The 13921-nt window shown below is 40.2% G+C and carries 9 protein-coding genes; 2 read left to right on the forward strand and 7 right to left on the reverse strand.

Going from position 1 to position 13921, the window contains the following annotated elements:
- Positions 1-186: 186 nt before the first annotated feature.
- On the reverse strand, positions 187-633 hold the full coding sequence (locus BLQ87_RS25605) for an SRPBCC family protein (protein WP_074611782.1): 447 nt from the start codon (positions 631-633) through the stop codon (positions 187-189).
- A gap of 123 nt (positions 634-756) precedes the next feature.
- Between BLQ87_RS25605 and BLQ87_RS25610 the strand changes: the two genes are divergently transcribed.
- Together BLQ87_RS25610 and BLQ87_RS25615 are read left to right on the forward strand one after the other, a co-directional pair.
- A complete protein-coding gene (locus BLQ87_RS25610) occupies positions 757-1746 on the forward strand; it encodes a GlxA family transcriptional regulator (protein ID WP_074611783.1) in 990 nt (329 codons plus the stop codon).
- A 177-nt stretch (positions 1747-1923) separates the two neighbouring features.
- Complete coding sequence (locus BLQ87_RS25615) at positions 1924-2451, forward strand: DinB family protein (protein WP_074611784.1); 528 nt, start codon at positions 1924-1926, stop codon at positions 2449-2451.
- A 48-nt stretch (positions 2452-2499) separates the two neighbouring features.
- Here BLQ87_RS25615 and BLQ87_RS33260 read toward each other — a convergent pair whose 3' ends face one another.
- The 6 genes from BLQ87_RS33260 to BLQ87_RS25645 all read right to left on the reverse strand — a co-directional run bounded on the left by BLQ87_RS33260 (position 2500) and on the right by BLQ87_RS25645 (position 13855).
- Positions 2500-4332, reverse strand: coding sequence for a substrate-binding domain-containing protein (locus BLQ87_RS33260; protein ID WP_083362058.1), 1833 nt, complete (start codon positions 4330-4332; stop codon positions 2500-2502).
- Between the two features lie 115 nt (positions 4333-4447).
- Entirely contained in the window at positions 4448-5635 is a 1188-nt protein-coding gene (locus BLQ87_RS25625) for a DUF4998 domain-containing protein (RefSeq protein WP_074611785.1), read from the reverse strand.
- Between the two features lie 101 nt (positions 5636-5736).
- Positions 5737-6936, reverse strand: coding sequence for a DUF4959 domain-containing protein (locus tag BLQ87_RS25630; protein ID WP_074611786.1), 1200 nt, complete (start codon positions 6934-6936; stop codon positions 5737-5739).
- A gap of 45 nt (positions 6937-6981) precedes the next feature.
- Positions 6982-8916, reverse strand: a complete 1935-nt coding sequence (locus tag BLQ87_RS25635; RefSeq protein ID WP_083362059.1) for a RagB/SusD family nutrient uptake outer membrane protein — start codon at positions 8914-8916, stop codon at positions 6982-6984.
- A gap of 22 nt (positions 8917-8938) precedes the next feature.
- Complete coding sequence (locus BLQ87_RS25640; protein ID WP_245723929.1) at positions 8939-12343, reverse strand: SusC/RagA family TonB-linked outer membrane protein; 3405 nt, start codon at positions 12341-12343, stop codon at positions 8939-8941.
- 321 nt (positions 12344-12664) lie between these two features.
- Entirely contained in the window at positions 12665-13855 is a 1191-nt protein-coding gene (locus BLQ87_RS25645) for a FecR family protein (protein WP_074611787.1), read from the reverse strand.
- Positions 13856-13921 lie beyond the last annotated feature (66 nt).

Here is a 13921-nt window from a genome sequence, read left to right on the forward strand (position 1 = left end):
AGGGCTGACCTTTACCCCTGTTTTTTGAAATGATAAATTCTGTTTCTGTTAGTTCCATACACTGTTTTTGTGTATAGCCTTTTTAGGAATCGACAGTATCCCGAAAGCAGATTTTACCTTGTCTCGTCCGGCTCTGGCTATACACTTTGTTCCAGCAATGCCCTGCATTGAAATAAGTTTGATCCGCTAGTTCCAATTGTCTATTTTAACATCGACGGGATCAGGAGTACCTTTTCCGGTTTCGATAAGAGACTTAAGGCTCATCAAAAATATCGCCCATTTAGTACTGCAATGGTGCATAAACTCTACAGGTTCTTTCCAGTTCAGATGTTTGAAAAGAACGATAATATAGTCGCCGTCCTGTTTCAATTCCCAGTTAATCGTTGTATCCATCCATTCTTCTGGTCCTTCTGCTACCTCCCATACCACATGGGTAGGTTTGTTAAGCCCGGAAACCTTCATATCGAACCCTCCCGCTCCAAAGCGGAATTTAATGATGCTGCCAACCTGATTTCCTTCTCCCTGAGTGTTGTTTGTCCACCAGCCGGCCAGACCACTTTCTGTCGTCAATGCCTGATATACATCATCAATAGACGATGTTTTAATTCCAATTCTATGCAAGATATCTGCCATGAGTAATTCCTCCTTTTTTTTAGTAAAAATAAGCGCTTACAGGCTGAGATACAGGGTGTAAAATAGACATTACGACGGGTTGATTTGGACAATTAAAATTTTTATATTCGTTAAAAAGAAAACATGAAACACCTCACTATAGTCGTTCCGGATGGACAAAATAACCTAAGCAGCATCATAGGGGCTTATAAAATTTTCACAAGGGCCAATCAGTATCGGGTAAATACCGGAAAAGAAGAATTGTTTAAAATTGAGCTGGCAGGTGTTTCTAAAGAGGTGAATTTCTATGAAGGTTTGTTTTCAGTAAAACCACATGTTCATATTGCGGCGCTCCGCAAAACTGACCTCATTATTATCCCATCATTAAACCACAATTATCAGGAGGCCGTAAAAGGAAATCAGCTCCTGATCAACTGGATCGAAAACCAATATAAATCGGGAGCTGAAGTAGCAAGTATATGTACCGGGGCATTTTTGCTGGCATCAACCGGTTTGCTGGATGGAAAAAATTGTTCAACACATTGGGCCGCCGCAGATAATTTCAGAATGATGTTCCCAAAGGTGACTTTACATGCGGATCAGCTAATTACTGACGAATATGGAATCTATACCAATGGAGGAGCTTATTCCTTCCTGAATCTGATGATTTATCTGGTGGAAAAATATTACGACAGACAAACGGCCATCTTCTGTTCCAAAGTCTTTCAGATTGAAATAGACAGGCAAAGCCAGTCGGCATTTACCATATTTACCGGTCAGAAAATGCACAGCGATGAAATGGTGAGAAAAGCACAGGACTATATCGAAAGCAAACTTGACGAGAAAATATCTGTTGAACATTTATCTACGCTTTTTTCTGTTGGCAGGCGGAATTTCGACAGAAGGTTTATCAAAGCCACAGGAAATACGCCTGTTGAATATACACAAAGAGTGAAAATTGAATCGGCGAAAAAAACATTTGAAACTACTCAAAAGACAATTAGTGAAGTAATGTATGCAGTAGGCTATTCCGACCTGAAAGCATTTCGGGAGGTTTTTAGAAAAATCACAGGGTTATCGCCATTGGAATACAGGCAGAAATACAATAAGGAATCACTAAATTATATTCAATAGCTCAGAGGTTAATGTGTCCAGATCACCCCGCTATAATGTCTATTCTGCCCTACCCCAATTCACATATTTGTATGTAAATTTATGATTAACTTAAGTTAGAACCCTTGTCATAAATTAAGAGAGAAAGCAGCGGTAATTTCTTATGAATTCTAAATCATCAATTTAAATCCAAAAAATATGAAGCTTAAAAGTTTAGTAGTCGTACTGTGTTTAATCATAGGCGGTCAATTGGTAAAGGCGCAGGAAAAAGCAACTGATATGGTAAAGGATTGGGAAAGGTCTAAAGCCTATACTAAAGAATATCTGGATGCGATGCCGGAAAGCGGGTATGCTTTAAAGCCCACTCCCGAAATGCGGTCTTTTGCAGAACAAGTATTACATCTGGGTGATGCCAACTATGCTTTCGCTTCGGCAGCAACCGGCACAAAAAGTCCCATTGGCCAGGGCGAATTGGAAAAAACAAGCGATAAATCCAAAGCTAACGTGAGCAAGTTGGTGTTAGAAAGCTATGATTTTGTGATTGATCAGATCAAAAAAGCGCCTGAAGCACAACTTGATGAAACGACCAAATTGTTTGGAAAGTTCGAGATGTCTAAAAGAATGGCTTTAGCTAAGGCTTTTGAACATCAGGCGCACCACAGGGGGCAAGCCACAGTATACCTCCGACTGGCAGGTGTTAAGCCTCCGCAGGAAAAGTTGTTTTAATATCAACAAAAAAGGCCGTCTCATTTCTCTAAAAATGAGCTACCATACTTATTGCGAGGAATCCCTGGCAATAAGTATGGTATCCAAAATAATTTCCTCAGGAATGTTTCTATAATAATGCTCTTCCTTAATCAGTTTAAGAAACAGTTGAGCAACCACCTCGCCCATTTTTACGGTTTGCTGATCAATGGTACTTAAAGCTGTGGCAACATGTGCTCCAAAAGTTTCATTGGCAAAACCGATTACTTTTACCTGATCAGGCACCTTAATTTTATATTCTTTTAATTTCTTAAGCACACCCAGACCTGTATAATCTTCGAAGGCAAACACACCATCGAAAAGGATATTGTTTTCAATTAAATTTTGAATACACTGATTGCCGAAGTCCAGAGAAGGGGAACCATAAAAGATTAAGGCTTCATTTACAGGCAAATTATATTGCGACAATGCATCCCTATATCCCCTCAGCCGTTCCTTAAATATGGGAACATCCTGATCTGTAGAAAGATGAACAATATGTTTACATCCTTGTTTGATTAAGTGTTCGGTAGCTGAAAATCCACCTCTATAGTCATCGATTCTAACAGAGGGAACGCAGACTTCCTTAACAATACGGTCAAACAGCAACAAAGGAATGTTGCGTTTCTTTAAATCGGTGAAGTGATCGTAATTTGAAGTTTGGAGTGCTATTGAAGAAATGATCCCATCAACCCCAGATTTTATCAAGGTTTTAACTCCAAGAACCTCATTATCAAACGATTCTTTTGATTGATACAATAATACGCTGTAATCATTTTTATTCAATACAGTTTCTATACCTTGTACCACGGAATTAAAAAAACTTCGGTCTAATGTTGGCACCAGTATGCCGATAATATTTGTACGATCGTGTTGAAAAGAAGCAGTCATATCTCTTAAAACAGATCTTGTTGAAGCCTTAATTTCAGGAGCGTCATTTAACACTTTTTTTCGGACGGAAAGCGGAATATTTGAGCGGCTTTGTGTACTGGATGCCTTATACTTAAGTCGATATTGTTTTTGAAATATTACAGGTGATAATCCGGTTAACTCTTTGAACTGTTTGTTAAAATTAGAGTAGTTATTGTAGCCGCAAAGGAAGCTGGTTTCGGATATATTATAATTATCTTCCAGTAATAGTTTTGTCGCATGGCCGATTCTCACTTCTTTTATAAAATCGACTAAAGTCCTGCCGGTTTTCATCTTGAAGAAACGACAAAATGATGCGGGCGTCATCGATAAAATATCAGCAACAACAGGTAATGAAACATGATTACTGAAGTTCCGGAATACATAATCATATACTTTGCTGATTTTTTGTCCTTCATGAGCATTGTCAACAACGTTGAAATAAGAGGAAGACAGTGCCTGTTTTGTCTCCGACTGCGCAAGTATATCCAACAACTTTAACATGAGCGCTGTCCTTGCCATTCCTTCGGAAAGCAGCATTTCCTGCATCACTTTTTTTGCCTTTGGTATCGTTATGCCAGAAAATGAAATTCCTTTCGAAGCGTTGGAGAAGAGCTTATTCAATTGAATTGCCTCCGGACTGTCCAATAATTGCTGCCCTAGAAAATCGGGTAAAAAATGAACCAAAATCGATTGAGACTGAGCCGTTGGATCCAGCTTTTTATCATATTGCCAGCAATGAGGCAGGTAGCTCCCAAGAAGTATCAGCTGTGTTCCCTCAAAGTCAAGAATATGGTCTCCGATAAAATATCTGCCGCAGTAATTTTCAAGCAACACGATTTCAAAATACTTGTGAGATTTTAAGACATTGCAAGGCTTGTCTTCTAATATTTCCGACTGAATGGTAAAGGATTGATCGGGTGGAAACATCAAATTTTCGTAAATACACTGCATAGAAGATTTAAATTTTAATATATAGCCAATTGATTCATTCTCCTTTTTTATCCTGAGCCAGGTAAGCTTATTAATTTAGTGCGCTTACCTGGTTTAAAGATCTACCTCAAAAAACTTAATTCTTTATCAGCTTTACGGATTTTACCCTCCAATACTCATCACCGGTCATATTGGCTACAAAACCAATAGAAACCTGTGTTGGTTCGTTTATGATAAAATCAAAACGCTGATCCTTTAATGAGGCAAATTTTATTGAATTTACAGGGACAAGCGCTACGTCCGGTAGTGTTGAACCTGCCGCTGCAACCACATAAACAGGGTTTGAAAAGCTATTATTCCCTAAAGCAGCTGAAAAAGTATAATTGCCTGCCGGCAAGGTAAATGTTTGAAATATCTTTCCATTAACTACGGGAGCCGCCCCCAGGCCTGACTCCATTGCTAAAACAGTACCATCATCTGAAGCCCAACCTCCATTACCTCCATGATTTAATACTGGATTGGTTACAATCCAGGCTGTTGGATTTCTCCATCTACCCGTACCGCTCCCTGTTGTGCTTGTAAACGGTTGCTGATAGTTTGTAAAATAGAGACTCGTTACATCCGCTTTTATGCCATAAGTCTGATAAGCAACATAAAATGTATCAATAGCTGTAGGATTGGGCAGATATGCTGTCCTGTAGCTAATCGCACTACCTAATTTAAAGTTTGGCAGTCTTGTAGTTAAGCCGGTTGGAACAGATCTGATCAGCGTATCATGCAGCTTATTATTGTTATCTGAGTACTTAATTCCCATATTTATAATGCCTGAATTTGCATTTACATCTACCCAGTTGATCGATGCAGAACCATCGGGCTGGATGGCGGTATCTGTTATTCCTCTGTTTATGCAGGAACTTTGGTATAAAGCTCCATATACCTTCACTGCCGCATTTACCGGGACAGAAATATGCCCCAGGGCATCATACGTTCTTATTTGAAAACCCATAATTCCTTCAGGCAAATCAGGTATCATTACTTTAGCCGTGTCTACACCCGGGGTTCTTTTAATAGTCACCTCTACCGAATCCTGGCGGCTGTTCCAAAAGACTCTATATTTAACTATGTTCAAATCTGAGGTAAAAAGACCGGTAACCTTTACTCTGTTTTTTCCGGAAAAAATCTTTACTGAATCCATTTTCCCAGGGTAAACTATTGCCCCCCCCTTCATGTATTGGTTTTTATAATCATCCATTTTTGTGCAGGCGCCTGTTATTAACACCAGCAATGCCACTATATAGCAAGCTATGATTTTATATCGTTTCATATATTTATATGTTTTCACCTATCATTTATTAATTATATCAGTAATCATGAATATTTCTCCATCAGTTTTTTCAACTGTCAAATGGGACGGGTATCGCATAATTACTCCTGCCCCCATAGCGTAAACTGGGTCAGCGCCATCATATAACTTCCCTGCCAGTTAATTACATACCTTATTCTTACATAGCGATAAGGAGCTGCCCCTACCGGAAAATTAAACTGCCAGCCACTTTTGCCTGATGCACGATCCGCACCTGTTTCAACACCGTAGGGACTTCCTGATGGTTTGATCACGGTACAGGTGACGAGTTTAGTCCAGCTGGCATCTAAAGCGCCATTTGGATTCGGTTGATTAGAGCCCCAGATTTCAAAAATTTTCGGACTACCATTGGTAAAATATAAACCAGTACCTTCTAAATACGGGCTCAACAGCAATCGGCTAAAGATGTATGCTTTGCCAAGATCCAGCGTTATATTTTGTGGGCTGATTGCATTTTGTAAGCTAATAAAATTGCGGTTAAAGGTGCCATTAAAGATATTACTCACACCGTTTCCCACCCAATCGGCTACCGCATCGCCAGGCAATGCATAGTGTCTCCAAATAGATTTCGGCAATAGTTTTTCGAATAAAGGGGTAATTGTTGTAAACAATGTGTCCGAATAATTTAACCACCGGTCTCTTACCAAAAAAGCATATTTTCTGGCTATTGCAGGCTGCCCCCTGTTCGAACCGACTATTGTATCACTGTTGCTATAGATATTTTGCATGGTACTTGTTTGCGTCCATTTACCCGTACCTGTCGTATCTACCAAAGGAATAATGGCTAAATTTTCCTGCGTAGGATTCTTGCAGCTAACATCAAACCCACCAAAAGTAGCCGTAACCTTGAGCGATCTGCGGGCCAAATTTATAGCTGGCGTTAAAGGGTTTACCGTTATACTGACCGGCGTCGAAGCGACTTCGCTGGAATTTACAGCATACAACTGCACCGCATGAGCCAAGGTATCTCCGAAACCCACTAAAGTTAATGTATTGGTGTAACGGGAAGCTTTTATCACTTGTTCAGGGCGCCCCTCGGCGGTCTGGTAAACCGCTTTTATATAGAGCAGGTCTTTATCATCCGGCAGTATATAGGTAAGGGTAGCTTTTCCATGTAGGTTTGTGATGTTTATTCCAGATACTACACCTGGCTTGTTATTATTAATAACAATGGGTTTGTTTAAAACATCCTGTTTACAGCCTGTCCCAACTATTAAAAATAAAGCTATATATAAGAAAGTTCCTGATTTTATTGTTTTCATTTTTAAAATATTTTACAGTTTAAAATAAATGTGCCGTCTGTTCTTTTACCAGTTAGGGTTCTGCATCAAATTTGGATTTACGAGCAAAGACTGATCTGCTATTGGCCACAGATAATCACGCGGTATGACAAACTGTTGTGAAAAAAATGTAATCTCGCGGTAATACAGACTTGGATTACTTTGCGTGATATCCCAACCCGTTATATTGCCGTTAAGCTCTGTCGCAGCTGTTTTCCAGCGCAATAAATCCCAGTAGCGTTGCCCTTCAAAACAAAGTTCAATGCTGCGTTCCTGCTGTATGATGGAGCGCATGCCTTCCTGAGTGCTAAACTTAGAAGGGCTATTGCTAAAATTTGTCCATGAAGTTTGTACTGACTGCAAACCTGCCCTTGCACGTACCTGGTTAACGTAATTATAGACCTCAGCACCAGGTCCCTGGGCTTCATTTAAAGCTTCCGCGTATAGTAAATACAAATCAGCCAATCGTATTTCGGGCCATGCATAATTCTGAAAATTAACACTTGACCAGACAAAACGCCAATTCAGTAGTTTTTTCATGTAATAACCCGTAATAGGATTTGGTGAAACAGCGCCGGGCTGCCCTCTCCGTGATTTCAGGTTCCAGGTATTTTCATCGTTTAAAGACGGACTGTTGGCCATATACCAAACACCACCATCAAATCCTAAATCAGCATAATATCTTGGCTCCCTGTCAAAGTTTAATCTTGCTGTTTGATAGCTTTCTATCAGGTTAAACCGTTCCGCGCGAGTGGCTGTCCTTAAGGTGGTGATGTTACTGAAATCAAGTGTTTTATCTTCATTTACAGGAACACCATTTTTGGTATAAAACATTTTCGCTATTTTTAAAGTGGGGCCTATCTGACCACTGCCGATGACATTGTTAGCGCCCGCAGGATCAAACCTGCCAGCAGCCGATCCCTGTATATTTTGTGTATTGTTATTGTGCGTTAAGCCCCATATTAATTCACTGTTCCATGGTTCACTTGTCGCATTTCTGACACTCATTTGCGTCATCGTGGTATCACTGAGACGATTGGCCTGAGCGGGAAAAACATACAGCTTTATATTAGCTTTGGCGCATAAATCTATAGCCGCTTTGCACGCCGTGGCAGCCCTCTGCCATTTGGCTAAACTATAGGAAGGATTAAAAAGCGCCTCACCATCCTTGTTTTTAAATGAATGATAGTCGGAATTCCCATTAAATAAAGGACTTGCAGCGGTAACCAATAATCTCGACTTTAAACTCAATGCAGCAGGACTGGTAACCCGCCCCAATTCAGTTACCTGATTCGTTATGGTTAAAGGAAGATTCGCGGCGGCAACATCCAGCAAATTGGAAATATAATTCACCACACTGTCTACCGACTGACGCTTAACCTGCATCTGCTCTAATGGAGCACTAATCGGCAAATTCTTGTCTATTACAGGAATAGGGCCATAAGCTCTGAACATCATAAAGTGATAAAAAGCTTTAAGAAATTGAGCTTCGGCAATCCACCTTGCTCTGGTGTCGGGATCCAGGTCGTGAACTTTATCTAAATCACTGATATTTTCCAAAAACACATTGCAGTCTCTGATGGCTTTGAAATTAGCCGATCCGCCTGAAGAGCCTTCCATATAATTAACAAGCGGATTTACGCTATTCTGGTTTCCTCTTGCAATTTCCCAGGCCGGTACATTAATTTGGGGATAAGCTATCCAAAGCTCATCACCTGCCGTAAGACCTGGGTTAGCTAAGGGAGTTGTTTGATTAGGCAAATAGGAATAACAGGTGAACAGATATTTCTCAGCCTCTATTTTGGAAGCGAAAGCATGGTCCGTTGTAGGCACATTATCGGGTACAACGTCTAAATAGGACTTTTTGCAGGAAGTGCTGAATAATATCAGAAGCATAAATATGAAAATCATGCCAAGCAGCATTTTTCTTGCGCCACTTTCATTAAATCTATTATAATACATATAAATTATTTTTTATTTAAAATTAAAACCCTGCCATAATACCTACGTTAAACACCCTTTGCACAGGGTATCCCAATCCTGAGGCCCCCATTTCCGGGTCCCAGAGTTTGAATGCGCTTAAGGCAAATAAGTTGGTACCATTTAGATAGATACGCCCGCTACGCAAACCCAGTTTCTTTAAAAGTGGATCAGGAATATTGTATCCGGCTTCCGCTGATTTCAATCGAAAAAAAGAACCATTTTCTAACCACCAGGTAGAGGATTGACTATTATTCGGGTTAATTGTATTGTCTAACCTTGGCCAAAAAGCATACGAGTTTTGTTTAGCCTCGGACCAGTGATTATTGGCAATAAGCGCCAGCAATCCATTTTGACTGCCCCCATCAATGGCAAAAGGTGTGATAGCGGCCGAGTTAACCAAAAATGACGATCTGGCTGAACCTTGAAAAAATGCGCTGATGTCAAAATTTTTATATCCAAACGAGAAGCCAAACCCATACATAATTTCTGGTGTAGCAGGAAATCCAATCGGGATCCTGTCGGCATTCGTGATTTTCCCATCTCTGTTGATATCCCTGTATTTAATATCTCCTCCCATAACAAATGAACCAAATTGCTGTTGAGGAGAATTGTTAACCTCATACTGATCATCAAATAACCTTTCTGCCGCAAGACCATATATTTGGTCAGCTGAGTTACCAACATGCGACAAATACCGTTCATTAGCGGAGTATTTAGGTTCCAAATCGGCGATAATCTTACTTACCTGATAAGTAAAGGTTCCCCGCGTTTGTAACCATAATGAATTATTAAATGATTTACGATAGTTTAAAGCAGCCTCTATTCCCTTGCCCGAATTAATACCCGAGTTAGACTTGAGATTTGCCTGAAGCCCCATTGAGGAAGGTACATTTGTGGTGATATCCCCTGTCAGCAGTATATTACTCACATGTTTCCGGTACGCGTCCAGCGTTAAATTCAGGTCATGGAAAAGCGTTAAATCCATACCAATATTGGTTTGTTTAGTCAGCTGCCATGTGATATTCCGGTTTTCATACTGCCTTGTCACTACAATAGGTCTGTTATAACTAAAATTTGTACCAAAGGCCCCTGCATTCCCGCCATTTAAATTCACATTAGATAAATAGAAGAAACGTTCATTCGCCGAGCCAATATTATCATTACCTGACAACCCATGTGTGAACCTGAACTTTAACTGGTTAATTGTATTTAGCAATGGTTTAAAGAACTTTTCGTTAGATACAATCCATCCTGCTCCTATTGAAGGGAAAAATCCGAACCGGTGATTGGCTGCAAATCTTTCTGAACCGGTGTAGCCAAAATCATATTCAATCAAGTAACGGTTATCATATCCATAGGTAAACCTGCCTGAAAACCCTTGATTCCGGCCCGGTAGAGAGGTGACTAAGTCGGTAGCGTTTCCTGTCATATAATTGCTCATTGTACCGATCAGCAAACCACCAATACTATGTACGTCGTTAAATACCCTGGAATAATTAATTGCCGCCTCTCCATAAGTAGTGGAATTAACAATAGTGGATGCCGGATTCTGATTGTAAGTCAGGTATTCTGTAGGAGGTGAACCGGGGGATCCATTTATTCCGGTATTCAGCAAGCTCAGACCGGTAAATACACCGTTTACCAGGTTCGACTGATAATAATAGGGGCTAACACTTCGGGCGACCTGAAAATCTGCATGGCGTGAGGTATAAGCCATTACCCGGATAGATAAACCCGGTGTAATACCACCCAGATTCTGTTTTAAACTCACTTGCGCGGTTAAGTTGCTCGTATTTTGCTTTTGAAAGCCCGAAAGAGATCGCGCATAAGGATTCGTATATAATCCATTACCTGGCAGCATCAGTGCGTTTCCAAACAACGGATGTTTTTCATACGGCAATAAATTAGCGGGATAAACCGCGGGAAAAGCGACGGGGTTGCTCGATAAAGCACTGTTATAAACCCCCTTCCCACCACCTATTGGTCCGTTATAGCTATCAAACTGCCCTTTAAGGCTGATCAGCACTTCAGTTGTTTTTGTAACGTTTAAATTAACATTTGATAAAAGAGAATAAGATTGGAGCTTAATATTGTTGCTAAAGCCATTGATTGAGTTACCCTTCAAATTGCCATTGTCAAGATTATACGTCATCGCTATATAATATTTTGACCTGTCTGTACCTCCGCCGGCATTCAAATTGACACGTTGATTATTGGTCGTATTTTTAATCAACTCTTGTATCCAATTATTATTAGGATATAACAATGGGTCATCTCCCCTGGCAGTGTGATCAATTTTATTTTGATCATAAGGCAATGAACCCAGGGGGTTTCTGGTTAGCATCGCCTCATTGGCAAGCGTCATGTAGGTGATGTTATCTGCGAATGAAATATTCTTGGTGTTGGCAGATGTGGAATTCTCTATACGGAAGTTTAATTTCATTTTCCCTGATTCACCTATCTTGGTATTGATCAATATCACCCCATTTGCTCCCCTTGCACCGTACACTGATGTTGCAGTCGCATCTTTAAGTATAGAGAACCCGGCAATGTCATCGGGCTGCAGCCTGGCAAGATCCGTAGATGAGGATTCAATACCGTCGATTAAAATGAGTGGAGTGCTGTTCGTTGCACCAATGTTCCTGATAAAAAACGAGGCATTGTCCTTGCCGGGTTCCCCACTTCGCTGATAGGAAATAATACCGGAAATTTTTCCTGCCAACATGGTGGTCAGGTTGCTGGTAGGACCTTTAAGCTCTTTCGGATCAATTGTAGTAATGGAACTTATCATGGTTGTTTTCTTCTGGGTACCATAGGCAACCACAACCACATCTTTCAATGTAGAGGAGGTTCCCTTTAAAACAACATTAATTTCCTGGCGATTTTGAACAGGTATTTCAATCGGGTTAAAGCCTACATAGGAAAACACCAGGGTCGCATTAGCATCAGCCTTTATAGTATACTCCCCTTTAACATTGGTGACAACCGTTCCTCCCTTAGCGACACCTTTGATATGCACGCTGACACCTGGTAATGGCAGGCCCAGGGTATCGGTTACCCTTCCATGAATATTGACCGGCTGAACAACCTCTGATCTTTCATTCCGGGGAGAAGGTTGATCAAGCCTCAGTAAAATATTCTTATCAACCAATTTAAAGGTGATCATTGAATTTTCAAAACAAGCTTTCAATGTTTCATCAATTGAGCCGTTGGTCACATGCACAGTGACCCTTGCTTCTTTTATCCCTTTGTTGGTATATAAAAACACATACCCCGTTTGCTTCTCAATTGAATGCAAGACCTTTTCTAAAGAAGCATTCTTTTCATTAAGGTTTATTTTTTGGCCATAACTTTTGCCATAAACCTGCATTAACGCCATAATTAAAAAAACAGCAGTTAGTTTCATAACCAGAAATAGTTTAGGGGGTAGCCATGCCTTCGGCCTAGCTATGGAGTAATCATTAAATTCCATACTTTTGTAAAAAATTGGGTTAATACGTGAGATAGTTTGAGCAAATTATTTTTCCCGATAACATCGGGAGGGTTAACCCAAATAATTCCGTAGAGGTGCTTCGACTCACCTCTGCGGTTTTTTTCATTTCATCTCTTTTTTTATTCTGTAAAAGAGATGAAATCTATTTCGGGCCAACCTTGCAGACTGGAAGCTAGGTTTGTAATTGTTTCTTCATGTTTGTTTGGTTTTAATATTTGGTTGTTTATTTATTCGTTAAGGCATTACAATGATCTTCTTTTTTATTCCTTCATTTTCAATCTTAAAATGAATTTTAAAGTAACTAAGGATATCTATGACCTGTGAGGCATTTACCGCTCTGTGCAATTTCCCTGTAAATAAAGTTTCCGGGATTTTCCCACGATACTCTACATCTACATCGTACCATCGTGACAGTTGTCTCATAACAGTTTCAATACTTGCGTCCTGAAAGTCAAACAATCCGTTTTTCCATGCGATCACTTCATTTATATCCACATCAGCTACGAGAATATTGCCCTTTTCGAGCTGCGCCTGCTCTCCTGGTTTAAGTATTTTGGCACCAACCGTTGATGATACTTTTACTTTTCCCTCAAGCAAAGTAGTTTTGACTACATTTTCGTCACGATAAGCATTGATATTAAAGTGTGTCCCTAAGACTTCGACGACTTGACCATTACTGACAACCCTGAAAGGTTTGGTTGCATCATGTCCTACTTCAAAATAGACTTCCCCGGTAATCTCTACCCTGCGCTCTTTTCCGGAAAATACAACGGGATACTTTATAGAGGATGCAGCATTCAGCCAAACATTAGTCCCATCAGCTAAGGTTAGGCGGTACTGACCACCACGTGGGGTTGCTATGGAATTGTAGGTTATGAGCTCTGGATTTTGAACAGGAGTTGCGATTTTCTTATAAACGACCTGTCCGTTATTGGTTTTGTTGATGTTAATTCCGCTTTGGCTTGCCAGGGTCTCATTTTTTGCATCGGTCAAAATGATCTCTTTTCCATTAGCCAAAGTCAATACAGCCTTGTTACCCCCCGGGGCAATGTCATTATGCTGAACCTGATTATGAACGGTTTGCTGACCTGATATGGATTGATGCCATAAAATGTATCCACCGACTGAAATGAACAATAAGACCGAAGCGACAGCAGCTATTTTTTTCCAGGGAAAAAGTCGGGTAATGATTGTTTCACCTTGTTCATGCCGCTCAATCCGCTCTCCAATTTTGGCAAGCAGGCTGGAATCAGGAATAGGAGTAACCGGAGAATCCTTCAGAATTCGCTGGTAAGATTCGATTATCTGCTCATATTCCTCAAGGTCTAATGTTGAAATCAGCTCCATAAATTCCTCCTTCTCGGCGGTCGTTATGGTTCCTTTTGCAAATTTCTCTAAAAAAAGTCTAATTTTTTGCTCGATCATTTCTTTGCTAATTATATAGAAGACGAACGACAAGCAAAAAAGTACACCTCGTTTTTAAAAAAAATA

The sequence above is a fragment of the Pedobacter steynii genome, assembly GCF_900103665.1.
GTDB classification, from domain to species: Bacteria; Bacteroidota; Bacteroidia; order Sphingobacteriales; family Sphingobacteriaceae; genus Pedobacter; species Pedobacter steynii.

Bases quoted from the DNA above. Each gene is read 5' to 3' on its own strand.
- BLQ87_RS25625 (WP_074611785.1), bottom strand. From the start codon at position 5,635: ATGAAACGATATAAAATCATAGCTTGCTATATAGTGGCATTGCTGGTG.
- BLQ87_RS25645 (WP_074611787.1), bottom strand. From the start codon at position 13,855: ATGATCGAGCAAAAAATTAGACTTTTTTTAGAGAAATTTGCAAAAGGA.
- BLQ87_RS25605 (WP_074611782.1), bottom strand. From the start codon at position 633: ATGGCAGATATCTTGCATAGAATTGGAATTAAAACATCGTCTATTGAT.
- BLQ87_RS33260 (WP_083362058.1), bottom strand. From the start codon at position 4,332: ATGCAGTGTATTTACGAAAATTTGATGTTTCCACCCGATCAATCCTTT.
- BLQ87_RS25635 (WP_083362059.1), bottom strand. From the start codon at position 8,916: ATGTATTATAATAGATTTAATGAAAGTGGCGCAAGAAAAATGCTGCTT.
- BLQ87_RS25630 (WP_074611786.1), bottom strand. From the start codon at position 6,936: ATGAAAACAATAAAATCAGGAACTTTCTTATATATAGCTTTATTTTTA.
- BLQ87_RS25610 (WP_074611783.1), top strand. From the start codon at position 757: ATGAAACACCTCACTATAGTCGTTCCGGATGGACAAAATAACCTAAGC.
- BLQ87_RS25615 (WP_074611784.1), top strand. From the start codon at position 1,924: ATGAAGCTTAAAAGTTTAGTAGTCGTACTGTGTTTAATCATAGGCGGT.
- BLQ87_RS25640 (WP_245723929.1), bottom strand. From the start codon at position 12,343: ATGAAACTAACTGCTGTTTTTTTAATTATGGCGTTAATGCAGGTTTAT.